Annotated in this window: 19 protein-coding genes and 7 tRNA genes; 4 read left to right on the top strand and 22 right to left on the bottom strand. The window is 38.4% G+C overall.

What is annotated here, in order from left to right:
- Nucleotides 1–11 precede the first annotated feature (11 nt).
- From AC59HZ_RS12060 to desA, 14 genes are all read right to left on the bottom strand, one after another.
- The gene (locus tag AC59HZ_RS12060) at nt 12–2132 is read right to left on the bottom strand and encodes a glycoside hydrolase family 3 N-terminal domain-containing protein (protein ID WP_496546068.1); all 2121 of its coding nucleotides are present in this window, start codon (nt 2130–2132) and stop codon (nt 12–14) included.
- Between the two features lie 30 nt (nt 2133–2162).
- Nucleotides 2163–3548 carry a family 4 glycosyl hydrolase gene (locus AC59HZ_RS12055; RefSeq protein WP_496546067.1) on the bottom strand — a complete coding sequence of 462 codons (1386 nt, stop codon included), beginning with the start codon at nt 3546–3548 and terminating at the stop codon, nt 2163–2165.
- 5 nt (nt 3549–3553) lie between these two features.
- Complete coding sequence (locus AC59HZ_RS12050) at nt 3554–4465, bottom strand: ROK family protein (RefSeq protein WP_496546581.1); 912 nt, start codon at nt 4463–4465, stop codon at nt 3554–3556.
- Nucleotides 4466–4477: 12 nt separating this feature from the next.
- The gene (locus AC59HZ_RS12045) at nt 4478–5203 is read right to left on the bottom strand and encodes a 6-phosphogluconolactonase (protein WP_496546066.1); all 726 of its coding nucleotides are present in this window, start codon (nt 5201–5203) and stop codon (nt 4478–4480) included.
- Nucleotides 5204–5223: 20 nt separating this feature from the next.
- A complete protein-coding gene (locus AC59HZ_RS12040) occupies nt 5224–6354 on the bottom strand; it encodes an ROK family protein (protein ID WP_496546065.1) in 1131 nt (376 codons plus the stop codon).
- Nucleotides 6355–6562: 208 nt separating this feature from the next.
- Complete coding sequence (locus AC59HZ_RS12035) at nt 6563–8305, bottom strand: DUF5107 domain-containing protein (protein ID WP_496546064.1); 1743 nt, start codon at nt 8303–8305, stop codon at nt 6563–6565.
- A gap of 170 nt (nt 8306–8475) precedes the next feature.
- A complete protein-coding gene (locus AC59HZ_RS12030; protein ID WP_496546063.1) occupies nt 8476–9303 on the bottom strand; it encodes a sugar phosphate isomerase/epimerase family protein in 828 nt (275 codons plus the stop codon).
- A 12-nt stretch (nt 9304–9315) separates the two neighbouring features.
- On the bottom strand, nt 9316–10131 hold the full coding sequence (locus AC59HZ_RS12025; protein WP_496546062.1) for a helix-turn-helix domain-containing protein: 816 nt from the start codon (nt 10129–10131) through the stop codon (nt 9316–9318).
- Between the two features lie 84 nt (nt 10132–10215).
- Nucleotides 10216–10974 carry a phytanoyl-CoA dioxygenase family protein gene (locus tag AC59HZ_RS12020; protein ID WP_496546061.1) on the bottom strand — a complete coding sequence of 253 codons (759 nt, stop codon included), beginning with the start codon at nt 10972–10974 and terminating at the stop codon, nt 10216–10218.
- Nucleotides 10975–11193: 219 nt separating this feature from the next.
- Nucleotides 11194–12942 (bottom strand): ABC transporter ATP-binding protein, encoded by a 1749-nt coding sequence (locus AC59HZ_RS12015; RefSeq protein ID WP_496546060.1) that lies wholly within the window; start codon nt 12940–12942, stop codon nt 11194–11196.
- Nucleotides 12943–13093: 151 nt separating this feature from the next.
- Nucleotides 13094–13612 (bottom strand): PepSY-associated TM helix domain-containing protein, encoded by a 519-nt coding sequence (locus AC59HZ_RS12010; RefSeq protein ID WP_496546059.1) that lies wholly within the window; start codon nt 13610–13612, stop codon nt 13094–13096.
- A 222-nt stretch (nt 13613–13834) separates the two neighbouring features.
- Nucleotides 13835–14812: an efflux RND transporter periplasmic adaptor subunit gene (locus AC59HZ_RS12005; protein WP_496546058.1), complete on the bottom strand. Its 978-nt coding sequence runs from the start codon at nt 14810–14812 to the stop codon at nt 13835–13837.
- Nucleotides 14813–14962: 150 nt separating this feature from the next.
- Nucleotides 14963–15499, bottom strand: coding sequence for a response regulator (locus AC59HZ_RS12000; RefSeq protein WP_496546057.1), 537 nt, complete (start codon nt 15497–15499; stop codon nt 14963–14965).
- A 79-nt stretch (nt 15500–15578) separates the two neighbouring features.
- Nucleotides 15579–16610 carry a Delta(5) desaturase DesA gene (gene desA, locus AC59HZ_RS11995; protein ID WP_496546056.1) on the bottom strand — a complete coding sequence of 344 codons (1032 nt, stop codon included), beginning with the start codon at nt 16608–16610 and terminating at the stop codon, nt 15579–15581.
- Between the two features lie 228 nt (nt 16611–16838).
- Between desA and AC59HZ_RS11990 the strand changes: the two genes are divergently transcribed.
- The 3 genes from AC59HZ_RS11990 (at nt 16839) to AC59HZ_RS11980 (ending at nt 20401) form a co-directional block, all read left to right on the top strand.
- Nucleotides 16839–17696, top strand: coding sequence for an RMD1 family protein (locus tag AC59HZ_RS11990; RefSeq protein ID WP_496546055.1), 858 nt, complete (start codon nt 16839–16841; stop codon nt 17694–17696).
- A gap of 144 nt (nt 17697–17840) precedes the next feature.
- The gene (locus AC59HZ_RS11985) at nt 17841–18695 is read left to right on the top strand and encodes a hypothetical protein (protein ID WP_496546054.1); all 855 of its coding nucleotides are present in this window, start codon (nt 17841–17843) and stop codon (nt 18693–18695) included.
- Nucleotides 18696–18793: 98 nt separating this feature from the next.
- Nucleotides 18794–20401 carry an ATP-binding protein gene (locus AC59HZ_RS11980; RefSeq protein WP_496546053.1) on the top strand — a complete coding sequence of 536 codons (1608 nt, stop codon included), beginning with the start codon at nt 18794–18796 and terminating at the stop codon, nt 20399–20401.
- A 45-nt stretch (nt 20402–20446) separates the two neighbouring features.
- Here AC59HZ_RS11980 and AC59HZ_RS11975 read toward each other — a convergent pair whose 3' ends face one another.
- A complete protein-coding gene (locus AC59HZ_RS11975) occupies nt 20447–20914 on the bottom strand; it encodes a DinB family protein (protein ID WP_496546580.1) in 468 nt (155 codons plus the stop codon).
- A 208-nt stretch (nt 20915–21122) separates the two neighbouring features.
- Between AC59HZ_RS11975 and AC59HZ_RS11970 the strand changes: the two genes are divergently transcribed.
- The gene (locus AC59HZ_RS11970; protein ID WP_496546052.1) at nt 21123–21752 is read left to right on the top strand and encodes a histidine phosphatase family protein; all 630 of its coding nucleotides are present in this window, start codon (nt 21123–21125) and stop codon (nt 21750–21752) included.
- Nucleotides 21753–22062: 310 nt separating this feature from the next.
- Here AC59HZ_RS11970 and AC59HZ_RS11965 read toward each other — a convergent pair.
- The 7 genes from AC59HZ_RS11965 to AC59HZ_RS11935 all read right to left on the bottom strand — a co-directional run bounded on the left by AC59HZ_RS11965 (nt 22063) and on the right by AC59HZ_RS11935 (nt 22737).
- Nucleotides 22063–22136, bottom strand: a tRNA-Ile gene (locus tag AC59HZ_RS11965).
- Between the two features lie 3 nt (nt 22137–22139).
- Nucleotides 22140–22213: transfer RNA gene (locus AC59HZ_RS11960), tRNA-Gly, on the bottom strand.
- A 17-nt stretch (nt 22214–22230) separates the two neighbouring features.
- Nucleotides 22231–22305: transfer RNA gene (locus tag AC59HZ_RS11955), tRNA-Gln, on the bottom strand.
- Nucleotides 22306–22320: 15 nt separating this feature from the next.
- A tRNA-His gene (locus AC59HZ_RS11950) sits at nt 22321–22396 on the bottom strand.
- Between the two features lie 43 nt (nt 22397–22439).
- Nucleotides 22440–22516, bottom strand: a tRNA-Asp gene (locus tag AC59HZ_RS11945).
- A gap of 3 nt (nt 22517–22519) precedes the next feature.
- A tRNA-Met gene (locus AC59HZ_RS11940) sits at nt 22520–22593 on the bottom strand.
- A gap of 51 nt (nt 22594–22644) precedes the next feature.
- Nucleotides 22645–22737: transfer RNA gene (locus AC59HZ_RS11935), tRNA-Ser, on the bottom strand.
- Nucleotides 22738–22750 lie beyond the last annotated feature (13 nt).

Here is a 22750-nt window from a genome sequence, read left to right as displayed (position 1 = left end):
AGCAAGTTTACTCAATACTCGATAGTTAAAGCAGAATGTTCCAGATCGTTAATATAAATGTTAAATGCTCCAGGCTCAACGCTTTGTTGTAAATTCCCATTTAAGTACTTTAAATCCTCTAACGTAATGACCATCTCAACTGTCACCGTTTGATTTGCCGGAACGGTTACCACTTGATATTTTTTCATTTCACGTATCGGACGTACCGCTTTCGATACAAGGTCTTCTATATACAAGATCGTAATCTCTGAATAGTCATACTCACTTGGATTGTTTACTTGGAATGAGATTTTTAGGTCTTGTTTTTCGGTAATCTTATTACTAGAAATCTTTAAATTCGTGTACTCTGAGTTTGTATAAGTTAACCCATGTCCAAATGAGAAAAGCGGCCCAATCTCACAATCTTGATATCTGCTGCTATAACTGGATTCATTGGCCGGGCGCCCCGAACTATATTCATTATAGTAAATAGGAGCTTGAGCTGAATATCGCGGAAAAGACATTGTTAATTTTCCAGAAGGAGTATCCTTTCCAATAAGAAGTTCAGCAATGGCCCAACCAGCCTGTGTACCTGGGTACCAGCACCAAAGCAGCGCTGGAATGTCGTGGATGATATCTTGCAGGGCTAGAGGTCTCCCTGAGAAACAAACACAAGCATATGGCTTATTCGTTTTCTTAATAGCTTTTATAAGCTGCTGTTGTTGCTTCTCTAGCTCGATTTGTACACTGCTATGCCCTTCACCGCTTAATTCCCAATGCTCCCCGATTGCGGCAATAATGTAATCACAATTTTCCAGCACTTCATTCGGGCAATCCGCAAGCGTTTCAAAGGCACCTATTTCTAAGGAATCATCTACTAACTTCATGCCTTCTGATAAAGAAACTACATCGTCAAAATTCCCTTTACATTGCCAATTTCCAAGCAACTCTCTTGTGTTTGCGAATGGGCCGACGATGAGTATTTTTTTGTATTCCTTACGAATTGGCAACATATTATCGTTCTTTAACAATACACAACTTTTTTTAGATGCTTCCTTAGCAAATTCCAAGAATTTTGCGTTCAAAATCACTTTTTCTTCTAATTCTTCATCTACGTAAGGGTTTTCAAACAATCCCATTTCATTTTTAAGCTGTAAGATTTTCAAAACAGCTGCATCGATCTCATGTATGAGCGCTGGGTTTTCTGCTAAAATTTGTTGATAATTTTCAAGATAGAGAGTAGAAACCATTTCGATATCTATTCCTGCTGTTAAAGCTAATTCAGCTGCTTCTTTTCCATCTTTAGCTACTCGATGGTTCCGCAATTCTGCAACTGCGCCCCAATCCGAAATAACAATATCGTCAAATTGATACTTCTCTCTCAAAATATCTTTCATTATTTCTTTACTTGCCGTTACAGGAATACCATTAAAGGTATTAAAGGAACTCATCACAAATTTCGGCTTTTCTTTTAGAGCGATCTCATACGACTTACCGTAATACTCGAAAAATTCTCTCATAGACATATCAACCGTATTATAATCCTTACCGCCAATACCAGCTCCATACGCGGCAAAGTGCTTTAAACAGGCTGCTACTCCGTCTTGAGGGATCTTTCCTTCCTCATCTTTCTGATACCCGTTAATCATGGCACCACCAAGATTTCCGGACAATAAGTGATCCTCTCCAAAAGACTCCATCACTCTTCCCCATCTAGAATCCCTCACAAGGTCTACCATCGGCGAAAAATTCACATGGATACCAGTAGCACGTAATTCAGAAGCCGTGTACGCGGCCGCATCTCGTAAAATATTTTCATCCCATGTGCAGGAAAGACCTAATGGAATGGGGAAAATTGTCTTATACCCATGAATGGCATCGTGCATAAAGAGCAAAGGGATTTTTAATCTTGATCTTTTCAAATATTCCGATTGAATGAGATTTGTAATCTTCGCACTCGAAACCCCAATAATACTGCCAATCGTATATAAAGTATCTCCTTCAAGTAACTGCTTAGAATATCCCGGACCCGTTTCCACCATCTCATTGTCCACTTTACCAACATAATGTTCCCCGGTAATTTGAGAAAGTTGTCCAATCTTTTCTGGAAGGGTCATTTCTTGAAGTAACTCTAGTATTTTTTTATTTTCCATACAAATTTTCACCACTTTTCTAGCAGAAAATTACTTCCACTCTAGTTTTGGCAGAATATCTTTTTGCAATTCGCACATTTCATCAATCATGGCACAAGCTTGATAATAGGTAGGGGCTTGCGGATCTAGTAAAATAGCTTGTAATAGTTTTGTTTTTGATTTCTCCAGGTACGCCTCTATTAATAATTTATGGATTGTTCCTTGAATATGAATAGTTCCGATAATGGCAGTTGGTAGTTCTACTGTCATTGGTTTAAGGGTGATTCCGCGGCCATTAACAATGGCTTGTGTTTCAACTACCATATCATCAGGAAGGCCTTTGATAGCCCCGTTATTTTGCATATTTACCGCGTTTAATTGAATTTCATCGTCAAAGAAAATCGCTTCAATAATTGGGATTGCGTATTCACAACTATTTTGAACATTGTCTTTATCAAATTTATACGCTTGCTCCGTCCATAGCTCTTGTGTCTGTACTTGAGAGAATAATTCTTGATCTAAATTGTTACCGCTTGCGCAATACACAAAATCCGGTGTTCTAGAGTCCTTCTGCCATAGTTTTTCTCTGATTGGGTCATAGCGATACTGCAGTGATAACCCTGCATAAAAGTCTTCAGCATAAGAGATATATTCACCGCAATGATTAGTACCTGGATATGGATAATAACCATAAGTGTGATAAAGGGTTCTTGATAAAGCGAAGTGTTCAAATTTCGCTAATCGATTTGCTTTTCGTTCTTTTTCATCAAATAATGGATATAAATCTTCACCTGTTTCTTTATTCCAAATTTTCGTAAAGAAGCCAAAGTGATTTAGCCCTCCGCCTTCAATGCCAATTTCACTTGTATCCATTTCCAAAAATTCAGATAATTGATGAATTCCCATATCTAAACCATGACATAACCCTACTACTTTAATAGATGTTAGTTTTGAAATGGCTTCTACTAACTTCGCTTCTGGATTCGTATAATTAATAAACCACGCATTTGGACAAACTTTTTCCATTGTTTTCGCAATTTCAAGCATCGGCCCTAAATTTCTCAAAGTATGGAACATAGAACCCGGCCCGCCATTTTCGCCATAAATTTGTTTACTGCCATAACGACGAGGAATATGAAAGTCTTGAGACCAATAAAAATATCGTTCAACTTCAATGGCAACTATAGCAAAATCAGCATTTATTAAAGCTTCTTCTAAATTTGTTGTTTGCCAAATCTTTGCTGGATGTGAAAATGCTGTAAACATTTCTGTTGCATATTTATAGGTCCTATTCACATTTGCTTCATTAATATCCATAAGAGCAATTTCCAGTTCAACCTGATTCTTCAGCCTATTTGACAGAACCATATCTTGAAGAGCTCCTAATGCAAAAGACACACTTCCAGCTCCAATTAACGATACCTTCATTTTTTTCATAGCTATCATTCTCCTTTAGAATTTTTTAAAGCTATATATCCAGCTCCGATAACTCCTGCATCCAGGCCGAATTCCGAAATAACAATTTTTACTTTGTCTCTTAAATTCTCTAGAACTTTATGTTTAGCGCTTTCATTTACTTTTTCAATTAACCATTGGTTGTTGAATATAACTGCTCCACCTACAACAAAAACACTTGGATCTAAGGTCTGAATCAAAGAAGCAATCGCACTTGAAAAATGCTCAACCCATATATGAATAACTTCTTTAGCTTTTTTATCGCCTTTTTGATAGTTTTCAAATAACAATTGTGTTGTAGCATCAGTACCATACAAATGCTTGCTTTTCATTTCTAAGGCATAACCACTGCAGAGGGATTCTAAGGTTCCATCATATAGTGTGGAATGATTTTTTTTACTATCAGAGATGATCATACTCCCAATTTCTCCGGCATAACCGTGTGCACCATGAACAATTTCTTTATTATAAATAATGCCGCTTCCGATTCCTGTACTAATCGTGATATACATGGATTCATTAAATTCCTTGGAGGCTCCATGATCTGATTCCAGGATTGCTATAACGTTCACATCATTTTCAAAGTAAACTTCGTATTCGGGAAAGTAGGATTTTATTTTTTTGATTGTCATTCCTTCTAAACAAGGAATGTTGGTTGCATCCAAAATACATTCAGTTTCTTCATGCCACGGAATAGGTAGGGCAAGCCCGATTTTACTGGCTTCTTTTGTTTCATTCACTTTCTCAGTCATCTTTTTAATATGTCTAAACATTTCATCAGCATTTTGGAAATCACTCGTCAACGCTGCTGCTTTCCGAATTAAATGAAGATTTTCATCAACCAATCCAACTCGGATGTTTGTCCCTCCAATATCTATCCCAATAACACTGCCTCTCATCATGTAAACTCCTCAATCTTTATTGCAATTAATATATTTCGCTGCTTCCATATCCAAGAAGAAGTCTATATGTTCATATCCCAGCAATTCCTGTGCTGGCAATATTGCTTCTGGATTTAAGACAATTTCTTTGGCTATTTGAGCCTTTCGTTCGCCAGTAATCGCTACAATGACTCTTTTACTATTGATGACTTGACTTAGTCCTAGGGTAATCCCTTTCTCTAAATCTGTATGGTTATTAAAATATTTCTGGGCGACTTCCTTTGTCTTTTCTGATAAATCTACTACACTACTATGATTCAAAACCCAACATCCAGGCTCATTTAGGCCAATGTGTCCATTCATGCCGACACCCATTAGACTGAACGTAATGGGATTCTTCTCAATAAAATCATCAATTCTTGAACACTCTTTTTCTAAGTCAGGCCTTGTTCCATCGAAAAATTCTATTTGCTCACTAGTTAAGCCGACAAGAGAAAATAAATCTTTGTTTAGCATTTGATAGCAGCTTCCTTCAGAAACTCGATCAATTCCTACCCATTCATCTAAACTTACGATCTTAAGGTCTTTTACTCTACTTTCATCTTCTACTTCTATAGCAAACTTGCGATAACTTTTTTCTGGTGTGCTGCCCGAGGCTAAGCAAAATACCGGATTTTCATCATGTAATAAATATTCCTTCATTTCTTTTGCTATTTCGTTTGCAACTTCTTCTTCATTTTCAAAAATTCTTATCATGATTATTCACTCCTATAGCTTTACATAGAAATGACCTTAATCATTTCACGTTGAAGTGTTAAAATAGCTGCTCCAATGGCACTTGAATTATTCGCAACACTAACAAAAATATTTGGAGACCATTCTGTGTATTGTTCGATATATTTTTTCGTACTATTTAAAACACGATCTGGAAATAATGCTATGGTCTTTCCGCTTATAATGATTTGATCGATATCCAAAATACTAATAATATTAATAATGGCTAAGGCAAGATTTTTTGATATATAATCTACACAGGCTTCGAGGTCTTCATCAGTATTTAAGTTATAATGGTTTAACAAATTATTAATCCCTAATTTACCTTCTAACCAACCAACTGAAGATGGCGTTTTCTTATATTCCGAATCAAAGCACATATACTGCAGTTCCCCTGCGCTTGCATTGAATCCTCTATACAAATCTTTGTTTAAGATTATGCCTGCACCAATTCCATCCCCTACAGCTATATGAACCAAATCCCTTGGGGTTTCCTTAGCGTTTTCCAAATTTCGAAATTCAGCAACCGTTGAAGCGTTTACATCATTTTCAAGAAGAATTGGCAAATCAACTTCATTTTCTAAATTTCCGATAATCATTTCGTAATCAAAATCTTTTTCCGTACCATCATCGGTTTTCATTCTGATTGTTTTTTTCCTCGTATTGATCGCTCCATCAACACCGATGCCAATTCCTAAAACAATACTGTTTGTTTCTTTAGCCTTGTTTATCATACGCATAACAATGTCATTAAAAAGAAAAGTAAAGTCTTTATCATAAAAAGGGATATCTGTTTCAGTGGAATAAGAATCAATAATTTTGCTATGCAAGTTTACTAGTAAAGCAGTAATTTTTTTCCCAATAAATTGTAGTCCAATCGTAACGTAACTGTTCTCATTAAAGCGATAGACTGTTCTTTTTCTGCCTAAACCACCATTTCCATCCCGACTTTCACCCGTAGTGGTTAATAATCCGATTTCATCAAAGAAATTTACAATCTTACTTACCGTAACAAAGCTCATTGCTGTTTTCTCTGTAATTTCAACTTTTGCCAACTCAGGATGTTGTAACAAAATATCAAAAATAATTTTTCTATTTTCATCCTTAATATCATTTGGTAGAAATGACTTCATTTTAATCCCCCAAACCCATATTAAACTATATTAATTAATAAACTTAAATAATTAAGGAAAATTTATAGGTCCATAAAGGACCCCTGTAGTTTCATTATATTCTGAAGATTTCGGATGTCAATAGGAAAATTGTAAGCGTTTCCTTGATCAAGAGAGAAGGAATTTCTTTCATCCGCTTGATTTCATTACAAAATAATGATAGTAAGCTTTATTCCTGATCGTCGAAAATTCGATATTGACCAAATATAGCGAGTTGATCCTCCCCTAGATTTTCGGGCAAGGGATCTCTCAAACCAAGTCTTTCATTTATCAAATTCCACAGATTTGTACGGCTATACCGCTGGTGAACAAGCGAGAAGTTTGTTGATTCCAATAACTTTTTCGCTTCATCGTATCTTTTTTGATCAAATAACAGTTGGCATCTTCGTTCAATCAATTCTTCATCATTTAGTGCACTTACTTGCTCCAGCCAGTCATCTCTTTCATCCATTTGCTCTTCACCCATTAATTCTAATGCTAGATCTCTTTCAATGATAATCTGAGGGTGCAAAGATAAAGAAGGTAGGTTTATATTAGAAAGAGCCTTAAGGCATTGAAATGGTAATTTTTTATTACGCAAATATATTCTGGCTTCTACTATTCGAGCAAAATCGTTTCTAACTTCAGAAAGGACTTGTAATCCTTCGTCATACCTTTCATTTCCTGCATACCAAACACCTAAATAAAAATTCCATAAATCGCTTTTGCAGGCATCTGAATGCTTCATAGCCCAGGTTAGAGCTTCTTCTAATTCATACATACCTGAAGGCGGCCAAGTGTTATGATTTGCTTCGGGAGGATCAGGCAGTTCATTCGTTGTTTCATTATCGAATGCATTTAATAGTTCAATCCACGGTAAAACTTTTGCCCTTCTTGTCCAGTTGAACCTAGGAATCTCTTTTTGAGAAATCAAATTTACAGGAGGAATCGCCAATTCATTGATATTACAAGATTTTGAAACAGGAATCCAATATTCACAATATACCTTTACTTCACCAGGTGCCAATTCCTCTTTGATGGACTGATCTTTAATCGGTCCAGCTTGTATTTCAACGTAGGATTCATTTTTTAGCGATGTATTGAATGCCCACTTTTCATCCTTGCCAATTCCATAGGTCCAAAGTTTGATGCCAGGTACATCATTTTTATCAGAGATATGGTAAAGCCCCGATTCTAAACTAGGTGTAAAAACACCAAAAGCGTTTGTTGCCGCATTTTCCCAAAAAAATCCTGCCATATGGTCAAACTTATTCAATCGAATCGACTCATCACCATTCCAACGAAAATTTTTCATTTCATGGCCATGATAGAGGACATCCCCTTCCGGAAAATATAGTTCCGTATCATCTCTAACAGGTAAAGCAGCATTAGACCAAGACATCCATGGGTGGCTCTTCGAAGTCGGGTTATAAAATAATGATCTTTGTGTTAAAAAATGGTCAAACTCTCCTAACGAAAATTCTATTGTCCACTGCATGCCATATCGGACTTCCTTTTCGCCGCACCAAATATAGATTCGATTATTTTTAATTTCCACCTTATACTGTACTGCTTCAATCTGAACAGGTGTATGTGAAATTGGAAAACTGACTTCAATTCCTCCACTTAGAAATGCCATTCTTGGCAAAATACGTACAGGTTTTACTGAACTAGAATCGTATAATACTTCTTTATTGCTTGATTTATCAATTAAAGAGAAAACCTTCCCCCCTAAATCAGGGCAAATCTTAATTTTGAGGAAATTATTTTCCATGATGATCATTTTTACTTTGATCAAAGATGGTCTCTCAAAAGTTTCTACAAAACTCTCATATGGATAGACTCCATCTGGATCACATATTGTTGGAATCGGACCCGCGGATTGTATTGGATGAAATAATAAAAGCTCTTCCGTTTCAGTAAGATTCAACATATTAAACTCTTCCTTTAATGTATAAATTTAAAGTATATTTTCCACACAGTCATGATGTCATTACCAGTTAAGGTTAGTATATCACTTTATTTTACAATCCCAACAATTTTTTTCTGAATTTTCTTGGAAAAGTACGACATATTTCTACACCCTCTGATTTCAGATTTACATTAAATCATGCTTTCTCCCTTAGGATCACTAAGCATTTCAATTTGTTCTCTAAATCTATTTGCCATCCAAAGATTAATAGACCACAAATCACTTACAGGCTGATTAGTGTAGGGCAATGTATGCATATAAAATGGCGGAGGACCAAATTCAGGAGCTGCTGTTAAAAAAGACTTGCCTTCTTTTTGACGGTTTAGATAGATTTGTTTCCACCATTTTTCATGTGCTAACAATTCATTTCTATACTCCGGTGCACTAGGATCTGGTACTTGAGGGCCGCCAGGGTAACCTACACGAAGATGAACGTGATAGGCCCGCTTCATCGCTATTTCCAAATTTTCTGTTTGGTCTTCTAATAAGGATTCACCTACACAGCACCAGTGGCTAAAGTCTGCAGTTATTTTTAAATCCTTAACATCATTTAGCAATCTCACCGTGTTCCATGGCGTGAACATCGCTCTGCCGCGATGCGTTTCATGGACAATTGGCACATTTACAACTTTTTCAAGTTGAACAGCATTTTCAAAAAAATGCAATTGATCATCATAAGGCATATCATCTTTAGCACTATGAGAATTAATGAGAAGCGGTTTGAATTCAAGTGCACGTTCCACTTGTGTTTCCAACGAGGCTAAATAGTCGCCGTAAGTTAAAATTTGTGTGATATAATCTAATTCATATTTTTCAAGAAGCTCTTTAAATTGATTTTCATCTTCCTTATCTGGCAAAACGGATTCTACACCTGAATAACCCGCCTCTTTAATCATTTTAAAGCATTCTTCTAACGGTTCCGCCATGCCCCACAATGCTTTCACGATTTTTATTTCCACATGATTCACTCCTTAAGCTTTCCTGCTAGCCTGTTTTTGTATTTCGGAAGGTGTACTACCTGTATGTTTTTTGACTAAACGAGCAAAATGGTATGATGTTTTAAATCCAGTTTGGTAGGCAATTTCCCCAATCGGCAGTCCCGTATTACGCAAAAGTTCAATACCGCGTTCGATCCGATAGTGCCATAAGTATTGAACAGGAGTTCTATTTTCAAGTTTTTGAAATAAACGAATGAGATGTTCCGGGCTCACACCGCTTTTATCGGCTAAAACCTTCAACGACAATTCTTCGTGGAATTTTTCATGGATGAATTCTTTTGCCATTAGTACGGATGGATGAACCTTGCTTATGTACTGTTTTCGGCATTCCGTAATATAAAGCAGCACGGATGACTGCCCTAAAGAGCAAATAACTTCATGGTTATTCTCGGAATGATCACGGTGAATCGCCATCATTAGACTCGTTAATTGATTCATTTTATCAGAGATAGGAATGTATAAAGGAAGACTTTCGAAATCGTCTAACATTTTTTCACTGAGAATCTCTGCAGTAATGGTTATCCAGCGATGCCATGTTTCTTCCCCTTTAGCAAAAATAAATTTTTCTTGATGACCCGGTTTTAAGAATACAACATGTCCGACTGGGATTTGATTTGATACTCCGTCAATGTATATTTCCATCGAACCCGTATGAAGCAACACTAATTGCAAGTCATTTTGAAATCGAGGACCAAACTGACCTCCAGGAGGATAAACGATGGAACCCGCGTGAGCATCTTTAATAAAAAGGGGCGGATTTTTCTCAGCCGCCCTAATAGTATTGTTCATCGTCTCTTCACCCTTATTTTTATAATAATCGTGTTATGGAGTTCGATAAATTCTCTACTTTTCCTTCTATTCGATTTAGAATAATTAATATAAAGAAATTTTATTCTTCAAATCTTCTCTTTCAATGGTTGAATCACGGCGGATATAGTGACACACGTAAGATCTGCGCCATCTGTCATCTGTACGGTTCTTCCCAGAGGAATGTATGAGTAAATTATGGAAGAACACGATATCTCCGCTATTCATGACAACAGGTATCTGTTTTGATAAATCGGCCCCTTCCGTTTCGTCCGTCCATGCTTCATGCTCGTTTACATCCTTTACTCTTCCATGAGGCAGTAATCCTTCCTTGTGGCTTCCGGGGATGACCCATAAACAACCGTTTTCCTCATCAACATCTTCCATCGCAATCCATGCGGCTGTAAGCGTATTTGGCTTGTTATCAATATAATAATAATCTTGATGGGCAGCTTGACCCGGAGAGCCTGGGGATTTATAGAAGTACATACTTTGAACTCCGACCGCTTCATCGCCTAGTAGCTGTGCTAAAGTATCGCGGACAATTGGTAATTTCATCATTTGTAAGGAAAAACCATCATGTAAATGAGGGTTAAACAAACGTACTGAGAAACGATCCGTGTCACTGACTTCATGCCCTTTACGTGGATTCGCCCAGTCTGAAAGTTGCTCAGCTGAACGCGTAGTGTATATATGTGAATTAAATGCTTCAATCAAATCTTCACTGCATCCATTCCTAATGACTAAATAGCCGTCTTCTTCATATTGTTTCACTTGTTCAGGACTTAATGGAGATGTACGTTTTAATGAAATGGGTTTTAACAAAATAATCCTTCCCTTCATTTCCATAAATTTTAGAAACTACAAATATAGTAAAAGAATTTTCTGAAAAATAAAATACACCAATTCAACCTATTTGTGTCTAAAATTGATATAAATAGATAAAATAAAGCACGAACCCCTCCTTTTTTAAAATAGGAGGGGTTCGCGAATATGGGTATCATCATCGACCATTACTATTTTGGCCATTGCTTCTCATTCCTTTTAAACAATTTCTTTCAAACGTAATTGCTGCTCTGCAAATTCGCGATACAGGGAGTGAGTTTGTAATAGTTGTTCATGAGTACCGCTTCCTGTCATTTTTCCCTTTTCTAGAAAGATAATTTGGTCTGAATCAATCACAGTGGATAAACGATGGGCAATAACGAGGGTAGTTCGACCCTTCATTAAATTTTGCAATGCCTGCTGGACAACCAATTCCGATTTACTATCAAGACTGGAGGTTGCTTCATCTAACATTAATATTTTTGGATCCCTTAAAAAGGCACGTGCAATCGCAATTCGTTGTCTTTGACCACCGGATAATTTCATTCCTCTTTCCCCAACCTCTGTATCATAGCCATTCGGCAGCTCGGAAATAAATTGATCCGCATAGGCCATTTTTGCCACGCGATACAAGTCCGCATCCTCAACAGTTTTTTCGATGCCGTAACAGATATTATCACGAATGGTGCCCGAAATAATAGGGCTTTCCTGTGATACATAGCCAACTTGACTCCGCCATGATTCCAGCGAAAAATCATTAATCGATTCTTCGCCAAGACGAATTTCACCACTCTGCGGTTGGTAAAAACGCTCAAGTAATGAAAAAAGCGTTGTTTTTCCACTGCCGCTAGGACCCACTATCGCTGTCACCTTTCCTGCCTCGATAGAAAAACTTACATCCTTAAGTACCTCTTCACCTTTTTTATAAGAAAAATTCAAATGATCGACTGTAATGGTTTGATGCACATTTTGAACAGGATGATCTGCGTTGTCCTGTTCCTCAAACGAATCCATGATGGCGATAATCCGTTCTGTTGCACCAGTTGATTTATTAAATTGGGTAATAAAACCGGCAATTTGCCCCATTGGCATGACTATCTGGAAAAGATACATAATGAATGCGACTAAGTCGCCTGCTGTTAAAGCTCCTGAAGAAACTCTCATGCCGCCATAGCCTAGAATGACAACAAGTAATACCATGATTACAAGCCCAATTAGCGGCGTGATTAACGCTTGAATCTTTGCCTCTTTTAAACCATATAGAAACAATTGGTTAATCCCCATTTTTCCATTCTTATACTCTAAAGGTTCCGCATTCGATGCTTTGACGAGACGTATTTCAGATAACACTTGCTGGAGGACTGAAGTAAATCGTGCCGTTTCGTCCTGCATCCCTTTTGATACCTGGTGCATTTTTTTCCCTAATACCACTAAAATCAATGCCGAAAGTGGAATCGCAATAAACATTAACAATGTCATTTTCCAATCCAAAATCAGTAAAACAACGAGTGAACCAATGATGGAAATGATGCCTGTTAGAAAACCGGAAAGATGCTCCGTTATCAATCCTTTGACCACTGCCGTATCATTTGTCATTCTGCTGACGGTGTCTCCTGATTGATGTTCATCATAAAAATGGATCGGCAGGACAAGGAGCTTCTTCCATAATCGCTCACGAATTCCCGCAACAACGGATTGACCGATATGGCTTAATAGATAAATGGATATTCCGCTCGCTATGGCTTGAACAGAAAGAGCACCAATAAGGAGAAGGATTCTCCCTGTACTTAATGCACTAATCGAAAAATCGTTAATCAGATTTTTTGTAAAAAGCGGAACCAATAGCCCCACCAAAGTCGTACTTACACTTAATAGTAATGCGATCCAAAGTAAAAGTTTAGGCGGCCTTGTTTGCTGCACAAGGTTAATAAATTGGCGCCATCCTTTTTGTTTCTTTCCTTTTTTCATATATATTTACATCCTTTCAAATCTTATAAAAAGGATTATACAAAACATATATGAATTGAATATGAATTGGCAGAATCGTTCTAATAAGTTTAGGCATCTTCTTTTTCAGAAGATGCCTCTATATTTTTGTTGCAACGGGGTACTCGGCGCCCTATGCTACTTCGTTTTCGATTCTTCCATTTTTCCTTTTTTTATTACCACCAAGTACTTTTAACGATAGGTAGATTCCTGACCCTGTTAAGAAAATCATCGCAATTGCAGTAAGGTCGATTAACCATTTAATATTGGTTGTTCCAATTCTTCCTTCATGCAGACCTCTGATGATACTCATGAAGGAACCTTGGGAATTTTCTCCTCGGAGACCGCCTTGACCTGGAAACTGGCCGTTTGTGTTAGCCCCAGGTTGGGCTTGAGTCTGGTTATTAGTCTGGTTTTGTCCTTTCGTCTGACCTTGTGGTTGTCCAGGTGCTTGGCTTGAATCTGAGCTTGTTCCTGGCAATTGGCCTGGGTTCATTTGCCCTGGCTGGATATTCCCCATTCTTTCCGTCTGGGATTGTCCGATAAGCCACGGCTCATTCATTAACAAACCCGTGATAGACTCCATTAAAATAAATATAGAACAAATTAAACCAATCCATAAATGTGCTTTTCTCGTTTTTTTCATCATCATACTCCTCGTATTAATTAATATGGCTGTTAAACTTAGTTGTTGATTTGCGCTCCAGGTGCGAGCGGTTCGCGGGCGTGCCGGGGAGTCTCCTCAGCGCCTTGGCGCCTGCGGGGTCTCCCCTGCCCCGTACTCCCGCAGGAGTCTTCGCACCTTCCGCTCCAATCAACATTGTTAAAAATCAACAATGACTTTTAACACATCATTAATTGATTGATGCGATTATTAATTACCGCCTTTTCCAGTTCCGCTTGGTGCGCCCATTCCGCCGCCATTTGGAGGCATTCCTCCTCCGGTCATTCCACCCATGCCGCCCATACCTTGCATCATCCCTCCTTGGCTATTGGAGGAACTGCTGGTAGAAACCTGTGGTAAGAGAATATTGTCACCTTCACTTACTCCCTCCGTTATTTCCACATATTCATCTGTAGCAATCCCTGTTTTCACGGTCTTTTGATCATTCGTGCCAGCAGCGTTATCAGTGTTTGTGCCGGCTGAAGCAATAAAGACATATTTTTCATTATTATTTGTGTGAACGGCATCGACTGGGACATAAAGTGCATTTTCTTTGCTATTCGTTAGAATGCTTGCCTCAGTACTCATGCCAACCTTTAGATTGTCTGGCTGTTCAATATGAATCGTTACATCAAAAGTAGATGACCCGTTTGCTGAGGTACCTTCCTCTGCTACCGCAGTCACTTTCCCTGTATAGGTTTTATCAGGATAGGCGCTTACCGTTAAGCTGACTGCTTGATCCTTTTTAATTTTCGGTATGTCCAGCTCATCAACTTGGACAACTGTTTGTAAATTTTTGTAGTTGGTCAAATGCGCCACTGCCTGTCCGTTTGTGACGCGCTCACCTGCAGCTACTGAAACAGTTGTTACCACACCATCGGCTGGAGCCGTGATAGGATCACTGTCATCTGTGAAGGTAATCATTTCATCTCCCTCTTTCACTTCCTCACCGGTTGTAACCAGCACTTCATCTATTTCGTTATTATCAATTGTTGATTTTATATCTTCGCTTGTAATTGGCTCCACCGTACCTGAGCCGCTGATTTTTACTTCTAGCTTTCCTTTTTGCACGACTGCGGTCCTTGTTTGTGCTGTCACTTCATTGCTGCTTGATTTTGAATGAAACCACTGATACCCTACAAATCCAATTACCAAAACACTTACTATGATCCAAACCCACTTTTTCACTAATCCTGCTCCTTTCACCCACGATAGTGTTACGACCATTCTCCGTGGGAGCTTTTATTTGATAGGCCTATTATCGTGTGCCAACCTTAACTTATACTTAACAAAAAAAGCGAACAGTGACAGGCACTGTTCGCTCATATATAATCTTTGCTAACCAGTTGGCAGCTTCATTTTATCCCAGATTGTTGAAAAATAATGTCTGACCATTCCTAATTTGTCTCGCGACGTGTTAGTTAAGATTGGGTCTGCAACGGGCTTTTCCAGCAACTCTATTTCCTGTTCCTTTTCAATAGAACCTACATCCATTAGTTCGGGGCTGTAGATTGTATTTCCAGCCATGATGCTGCGAATCGAGCAGGCTAACTCCTCACTTGGACCATCCTTCAATAAGTACCCCTTTACATCCGCCTTTAAAGCCCGCTCAAAATAGCCAGCCCTTGCAAAGGTTGTTAAAATAATGACTTTACATCCTAATGACTTTAACTCCTCTGCTGCCTCTAGTCCGCTCATTTGGGGCATTTCTATATCCATGATACAGACATCCGGCTGCAATTGATGCACAAGAGCAACGGCCTCTTCTCCATTGCCGGCCTGCCCGACCACTTCCATATCATCTTCCATATTAAGCAGGGAACCTATTGCTCCTAACAGCAATTCCTGGTCTTCGGCAATGACAATTCGAATCATATACACTCTCTCCTATTCGGGCAGAGCCATTATGCAGAAACTCCCCATAAATGCAGGGGAGTCAGCCAAAATGGTGTAGTTATAGTTCAGGTTTAGCTTGAATAGAAATACTTTTTTTCGCTATAGTTCGAACATCTTTAAAGGTTACAAAATTCTTTTCTTCCTCATCCCATAAACGGAATCGGAGTGACTTTAAACTGGTTACAAGAGAAATCGTTGGTACATTTTGTAATGGAAGCGTGTTGTTGTGCGCTTCTTCCAGTTTGTAATTCGGCACCCTTGGGCTTAAATGGTGAACATGGTGAAATCCAATATTTCCTGTAAGCCATTGTAATACTTTTGGAAGCTTATAGAATGAACTTCCTTCCACAGCTGCCTTTACATACTCCCAATCTTTATCTTCCTCAAAATAAGAATCTTCAAATGTATGCTGTACGTAGAACAGCCAAATGCCTGCTGCCCCTGAAATCATGAAAATGGAACCTTCCACTAAAAGGAATGCTTGCCAGCCGATAGCCCAGATCAGCAATCCTATTACAGCTGCAATCAGTATATTCGTCAAATATGTGTTCATGCGTTCCTTCTTTTTGGCACCTTTACGGTTAAATCTATTTTTAAGAAGGAAAACATAAATTGGTCCTAGTACAAACATGACAAAAGGATTGCGATAAAAACGATAGGCTAAACGAAGTTTAAGTGGCGCTGCTAAATATTCATCCACTGTAAGGGTCCAGATATCACCTGTACCACGCTTATCCAAATTACCGCTTGTTGCATGATGAACAGAATGCTCGTGGCCCCATTTACCAAACGGGAATAACGTTAATACCCCCATCGCAGTCCCCAATATTCTATTGGCACGGCGACTTTTAAAAAAGGAATAATGGGTGCAATCATGGAAAATAATGAAAATTCTTGTCAAAAATCCTGCAGCTATTATACATGGTACTAATGCTAACCAATAAGAAACAGACAGGCTAATATAGGCAAGGTACCATAAGATCATAAACGGTGCGACCGTATTAATAATCTGCCAAACACTTTCTCTTGTTGTTGAATTTTCAAAGGGAGCAACTTGCTTTCTTAAATTTTTAGTGTCTTGTAAGGTCATAGGATTGGAATTCCCTTCTTTATGTGTCGTTATATCAAAGTATATCGGAAGGAAGATGGACTTGTTAGTAGCAGGTGTCATGTACGGGACATGATAAATGTCATATTCAGTAGAAAAATCGGAGATAATTTTTCATTTTGTGTTTAGTAATCATAACGATTAAAAACACTAAGTGTGGCTTAGTATGTTTTTAAAGAACTGGAATAAACTCGAAATAAGACCAATTCAATGAAGAGAGTGATACAAGTGATGGAAATTACCTTTAAAGCCTTTGGGATCACAAATGAAATCGATTTGAATAAAATTGCCATTCACTGCGGCATTCCGAAAAAATTCACCTGGGAAGAGCCTCTAATCTTAAAAGGCGATATTCTAAAATCCATACTTACAAAAAATGTGGACGAATCTCAAATGGTGCTCGTTTTTTCTTTTGGCAGCATTGTCTTAATAAATCACTCAGACGCACGTGAGATGAAAGATTTATTTACCTACATCCATTCCTTCGAGCCAGATTTTGAAATCGAACATGCTGATAAATATACAGACGATTACAGTCTTCACATCCAAGAAACTGAAAACATCGAATTAACCGATGAATATGTGGTGGTACCTGAATATGAAGAGTTTTATCCTGAAGTGATATCCACTGTGCTCGCAAAATCGGTGGCTCTTGAGAAGACGGAAGAACAGCTCGGACAAATTCATGATAAGCTTGAGACAATGATTGACAGATTGGAAAAAGGCAGGCTGCGAATCGGGAACAAGGAACTGGCAAGAACCACAGCAAAAATCGTCCGTCATGAGTATAATACCCTTGCCTATATCATGATTCTCGATAAACCCGACATTACCTGGACCAGCAACAGCGCCAGCGAATTTTATGACAAAATGGGTGATTTCTTTGAATTGAACGACCGCTATAAAATCCTAAAAAGCAAAACAGAAATTCTGTATAACATCATGGATGGTTTTTCTACCATCTCCCATTCCATCCGCGGCCTTTTTGTTGAGTGGATCGTCGTAATTCTCATTGTTATTGAGATACTCCTAACTATTTTTGAAATAGCAGGATGGCTTCCAAAATGATAGTTATTTAATTCACAAAAAATTCAATTAATCCGACACTTACTATTTCTAATTAACGATATAATACGATTGTCACCTCAAAAGTTCCCCATCTATGCCTCTCATGTATTTTTAAAAAATATAGAAAGCAGGTTGATTAGTTTTATGAAAAAAAGCGGCACAACCAAAGATTTTTTTAGTGGAAACAATTTGCAGGTAAAAGCATTTAAACATGAATTTGCAAATCCAAAGGAACGACAGGAATTTTTAATGAATTTAGCAATAAGTTCTGAATTTGACATGCGGCACCGAGGTCTTCTGCTATATTACGGAAAGGATTTCATTGCCTACAAACGTGAAAAACCCTCCGACCAAAACCGCAACGAATTCCTCCGTGTCATTTCGAAATTTATGGCCAATTACCTAGAAGATAACTGCCCTCCCTCATGGCAGCAATGTCAGTCCGCGTTTTGGGAAGAATTGATCTTCACCTTTTTTCCACATTCCATGAAAATTACCCCAAACGAAAAAGAAGTTGAAACCTTCCTATTTCAATTAAAGAAATTTGTCAGGTGGCTTGACCGGCGCGCAGGTACTTCTTGGTGTTCAGTAGTCGAGAAATTTGCCCAAGCGGCCAGCTCTGAACTTAAAGTCTGCGAGAAACTGCTAAATGCCCTCTTTTTAATCGACTTCCCTCGAATTCATCAAAGTGATTGGAATCGCGATCAAGATATTGAGAAGGTGTATCAGAAATTTAACCATTGTACTGATCAACTTGATAGTCTATTTGAAGTGACCAGCAGGATCGAGGACACCGTTGTCTTAACTGAATTCGATACTAATCGTACTTACTACATAAAAGGCCTGCCAAGCAATTTAATAGAGCCAGGCATTATTATGAGTGGTATGATAGGCAGAAGAAGCGGGGAATTGGTTTGGAGTTGGTTCCAAACAGAGGGAATCTATCCGCAAAAAGGAAAAAAGCACCTTACTTTGAACACGAATCCTGTATCCAATTAATTTTTATTGGAAGTTTTTTGTTAAAACCTATAGAACATTATAAGATTAGTCTTTAAAATAGGAATATAGTATTCTTGACTACTTTGGAGTGACAGAAGATGGACGAAACAGAACCGTACTATATAACTCAATCTAAGAGATTCTGCAAAGAACTTGGAATGGACCCTAACGATATAGCAAGTCCAAAAAGATTTTTGACAAAAGAAGAGCTTTTTATGAAAACGAAAGCCTATAGTGAGATCTTGGAAGTTGTAAGTTATTTTTCAACTAAACTTTTAGATTCATTAAAGGGAACCCCTATTTTAATCAGTGTGTCTGATTCAAACGGATACTTGTTACATATGGCTGGCGACGAAACCATCAAATCTACTGTCGAAGAATTTGGTATTAAGATAGGAAGCCTTTTTACACAGGAAGATACGGGGACAAATGTCATTAGCTTAGTCTTACAACAAAGGCACCCTATTTCCTTAATAGGTAAAGACCATTATCATAAGTTTCTATATGAAATAGCTTGTTACGGTGCACCGTTTCATTACACCGATGAAGATCATTTATTAGGCAGTGTAAGCATCATGGTGCCGATGTTTTACCAGAATCCTTTATTACTAACGATGCTATCTCAGGTAGTTGATTCTATTGAAAGAGAATTGCTGCTTAGAAAACAAAATAGAAAGCTTAATATCTTAAACCAAATTATGTTAAGCAGAACTAGAAATGGCATCATCATAACAAATGAAAAAGGAACTACAATAGAGTTTAATGATTTTGCTCTGCAAATTTTTAACCAAAGAAGTAGTGCGGTGATTGGAAAAAGTATATATGATTCTGTTTTGATTGGAGAATATTTTCGACGGGTTATTGTGTATGGTGAAAAATATGAAAACGAAGTCCTTACATTTACAAACGAAAATGGTAATGATATCGTTTGTTTATTTGACGCGCAGCCAATCTATGAGGAAGAAAGATTAATTGGCGGATTTGGTCAATTTCGAGACATCACGGACAGGTATTTATTTGAAGAAAAAATGAAGGAAGCTGAAAAGCTAGCACTTGCTGGACGAATTGCCGCTGGTATCGCCCATGAAATACGGAATCCGCTAACCACCGTCAGGGGCTACCTTCAATTCCTTGAAAAAGAGGTTGACGAAAGTACCTCTAAGTTATTTTCTAATTTGCTAATTCCAGAAATTGATCGGGCAAATAAAATTATTACAGATTTCTTGAGTATCACGAAACCATCGATTAAAGAGTTTGAACTCATTCAAGTTCAGCATTTTTTAGGGGATTACCTTTTGAAATTTCTCAAAAGTGAATCGTTATTATACAGTGTTGAATTGGATATTGATATTCCTCCGGATGCTAAAAATCTTACCATCCTATGTAATCGCGAGGAATTATTGCAGGTTTTCATTAATTTAATTCAAAACTCCGTACAGGCCAAAAGGGATGCTCCTTTAAAAATTAAACTCTCCACCAGAGTAGTTCCTGAACATGTCCAATTTATTTTTAGTGATAACGGGAAAGGCATTCCTCCTTCCATCTTGACCCATATTTTCGAACCGTTCTTTTCTACTAAAGATTTTGGAACCGGTTTGGGCTTACCCGTGTCACAAAAGATTGTGGAAAACCATAAAGGAACGATGCAGGCCAGCAGTGATAATCTGGGCACAGAATTTGTTATTGAACTACCAATCCATTCCTGACCTGAAATTTTAAAGGGGGCCATCTGTCGATGATGGCCCCCTTGATTAAATATTATTTTTACGTTTATTGAACATTTTTCTGATAATGCGAATTTGGCCTCTGTGACTTAATTCGTCCTCAAACACATGAAACCATTTGAAAAAATTGTTGGCTGGCCGGTCATACCAAAAAGGAGCTTGCTCATATAGCCATTCATCGGGAAGTGTTTTAAACTTTTCAATGGTTGTGTTTCTAACATCAGACAATTCCTTAAGATAATCATCGATTGTTTTCTCTTTAATGCATTCCTGCCAAATGCTCCCTAAATCCAGCCCAGCTTGAAAGTTGCTAAACTCCTCCTCGGTTAGATCACGATTTTCAAATGTCACGATCTGATAAGTTTTTTCTACAGCGGCCATATGTGCCAGCAGCATCCCGATAGAATTAGCATCCTCATCATAAAGAAAGTCCAGTTCCTCTATTGTTAAATCCTTTACGGCATGTATCGTTGTTTCTCTCGTATAATTCATCATCGAAACTAATTTGCTAAACTCCAGGCCTAAGCCAGCTTCTTGGTCAATTAAATATAATGTTGCTGCATCTACCTTCACCAATTTCACCTCTATATTTCAGATTGGTACTATAATTCTGTTTAAAACTGGAATATCCTTCAAAAAGAGCTCTGAAACCACCATTTTTCGTGGTAGAATTCTATTAAATCTAGAAAAGCAGGTGACCGGTGTGACTAAATCCCAAAAAGTAACCCTATATTTTGTCCGTCATGGAGAAACGCAATTTAATGTGGAACGTCGATTGCAGGGATTTGCTGATTCCCCGCTTACTGAAAAAGGAATCGCCCAGGCCCAGGCAGTTGGAAGAGGATTAGCGGATGTTGAATTCAAAGCAGCCTATTGCAGTGAGAGTCAGCGGGTGATTGATACAGCCAATCATGCATTAGGAGACCGAAAAATACCGCTATCGACCGATGCGCGCCTTAAAGAAATGAACTTTGGTGTCCTTGAATCATTATTGAGATCCGAAATTACCGCTCGATATGGGAATATACTTGAGACTTTATTTAGTCTTACTGATTTTAATTTGGCTGCTCCTGAAGGGGAGTCCTATTCAAAACTCTATTCACGGACTTGTATAGCGATTGATGAGATTCTTAAAAATCATGAGCTTGAAGGAGGAAATATTCTTGTATTCTCACATGGCGTAACTATCGGTAATTATTTAATGCAATTAACCAAAAGCGAAAAATATCTTCACCATGATAATTGCAGTGTAACTGTTGTCAGCTACCTGAACGGGGAATTTCAAGTGGAACGGGTTGCGGACACGTCTTTTAGAGAACACGGGGCAAATTGAAAAATACCATTGGGATGGCTAAGCAAGAAGGGATCTTATCGACCATCATGCCAATTTATCCGAGCTGACAGGCTTTATGAATTGCTTCTATCGACCGTCATGGCAATTTTTCTGAACTGACGGGCTTTATGAACTGCTCTTATCGACCGTCACAGCTTTATTTCTGAGCCGACGGGCTTTATGAGCCGCTCTTATCGACCGTCACAGAGTTCTTTCTAACGGGGCATGCTTTTAACTTCGTAAAACAAAAAGAGCGATTACTTTATTAGCAATCGCTCTTACTTAATAGGTTATTTTTATGTATATATAGTGGGCCTAAATGGACTCGAACCATCGACCTCACGCTTATCAGGCGTGCGCTCTAACCAGCTGAGCTATAGGCCCATATGGAGCGGGTGATGAGAATCGAACTCACAACATCAGCTTGGAAGGCTGAGGTTTTACCACTAAACTACACCCGCAATGTGGTATTAAAGAATGGCTGGGCTAGCTGGATTTGAACCAACGCATGTCGCAGTCAAAGTGCGATGCCTTACCGCTTGGCTATAGCCCAATATTATGAATGTAATGGGGCGACTGATGGGAATCGAACCCACGAATGTCGGAACCACAATCCGATGCGTTAACCACTTCGCCACAATCGCCAAAATCTATATATCAATAGCAGCAAACCTGCTAGGAAAAAAATGGCGGTCTGGACGGGACTCGAACCCGCGACCTCCTGCGTGACAGGCAGGCATTCTAACCAACTGAACTACCAGACCATATTGCGGGGACAGGATTTGAACCTGCGACCTTCGGGTTATGAGCCCGACGAGCTACCGGACTGCTCCACCCCGCGACGGTAAAAATACATTATTTTGTAAATAAGTTATAAACCATATAATTATTATGGCGGAGGAAGAGGGATTCGAACCCCCGCGCGGTTTAACCCGCCTGTCGGTTTTCAAGACCGATCCCTTCAGCCGGACTTGGGTATTCCTCCGTTATAAAAAACT

The sequence above is a fragment of the Neobacillus sp. DZ-9 genome, assembly GCF_059587065.1.
The sequence above is the reverse complement of the archived record's forward strand: the minus strand, read 5'-3'. Positions and strand labels throughout refer to the sequence as shown.

What these genes read in the sequence shown, in the direction of transcription:
- AC59HZ_RS12060 (WP_496546068.1), bottom strand. Translation starts at nt 2,132, where the DNA reads ATGGAAAATAAAAAAATACTAGAGTTACTTCAAGAAATGACCCTTCCA.
- AC59HZ_RS12055 (WP_496546067.1), bottom strand. Translation starts at nt 3,548, where the DNA reads ATGAAAAAAATGAAGGTATCGTTAATTGGAGCTGGAAGTGTGTCTTTT.
- AC59HZ_RS12050 (WP_496546581.1), bottom strand. Translation starts at nt 4,465, where the DNA reads ATGAGAGGCAGTGTTATTGGGATAGATATTGGAGGGACAAACATCCGA.
- AC59HZ_RS12045 (WP_496546066.1), bottom strand. Translation starts at nt 5,203, where the DNA reads ATGATAAGAATTTTTGAAAATGAAGAAGAAGTTGCAAACGAAATAGCA.
- AC59HZ_RS12040 (WP_496546065.1), bottom strand. Translation starts at nt 6,354, where the DNA reads ATGAAGTCATTTCTACCAAATGATATTAAGGATGAAAATAGAAAAATT.
- AC59HZ_RS12035 (WP_496546064.1), bottom strand. Translation starts at nt 8,305, where the DNA reads ATGTTGAATCTTACTGAAACGGAAGAGCTTTTATTATTTCATCCAATA.
- AC59HZ_RS12025 (WP_496546062.1), bottom strand. Translation starts at nt 10,131, where the DNA reads ATGAACAATACTATTAGGGCGGCTGAGAAAAATCCGCCCCTTTTTATT.
- AC59HZ_RS12015 (WP_496546060.1), bottom strand. Translation starts at nt 12,942, where the DNA reads ATGAAAAAAGGAAAGAAACAAAAAGGATGGCGCCAATTTATTAACCTT.
- AC59HZ_RS12010 (WP_496546059.1), bottom strand. Translation starts at nt 13,612, where the DNA reads ATGATGATGAAAAAAACGAGAAAAGCACATTTATGGATTGGTTTAATT.
- AC59HZ_RS12000 (WP_496546057.1), bottom strand. Translation starts at nt 15,499, where the DNA reads ATGATTCGAATTGTCATTGCCGAAGACCAGGAATTGCTGTTAGGAGCA.
- desA (WP_496546056.1), bottom strand. Translation starts at nt 16,610, where the DNA reads ATGACCTTACAAGACACTAAAAATTTAAGAAAGCAAGTTGCTCCCTTT.
- AC59HZ_RS11990 (WP_496546055.1), top strand. Translation starts at nt 16,839, where the DNA reads ATGAAGAGAGTGATACAAGTGATGGAAATTACCTTTAAAGCCTTTGGG.
- AC59HZ_RS11985 (WP_496546054.1), top strand. Translation starts at nt 17,841, where the DNA reads ATGAAAAAAAGCGGCACAACCAAAGATTTTTTTAGTGGAAACAATTTG.
- AC59HZ_RS11980 (WP_496546053.1), top strand. Translation starts at nt 18,794, where the DNA reads ATGGACGAAACAGAACCGTACTATATAACTCAATCTAAGAGATTCTGC.
- AC59HZ_RS11975 (WP_496546580.1), bottom strand. Translation starts at nt 20,914, where the DNA reads ATGATGAATTATACGAGAGAAACAACGATACATGCCGTAAAGGATTTA.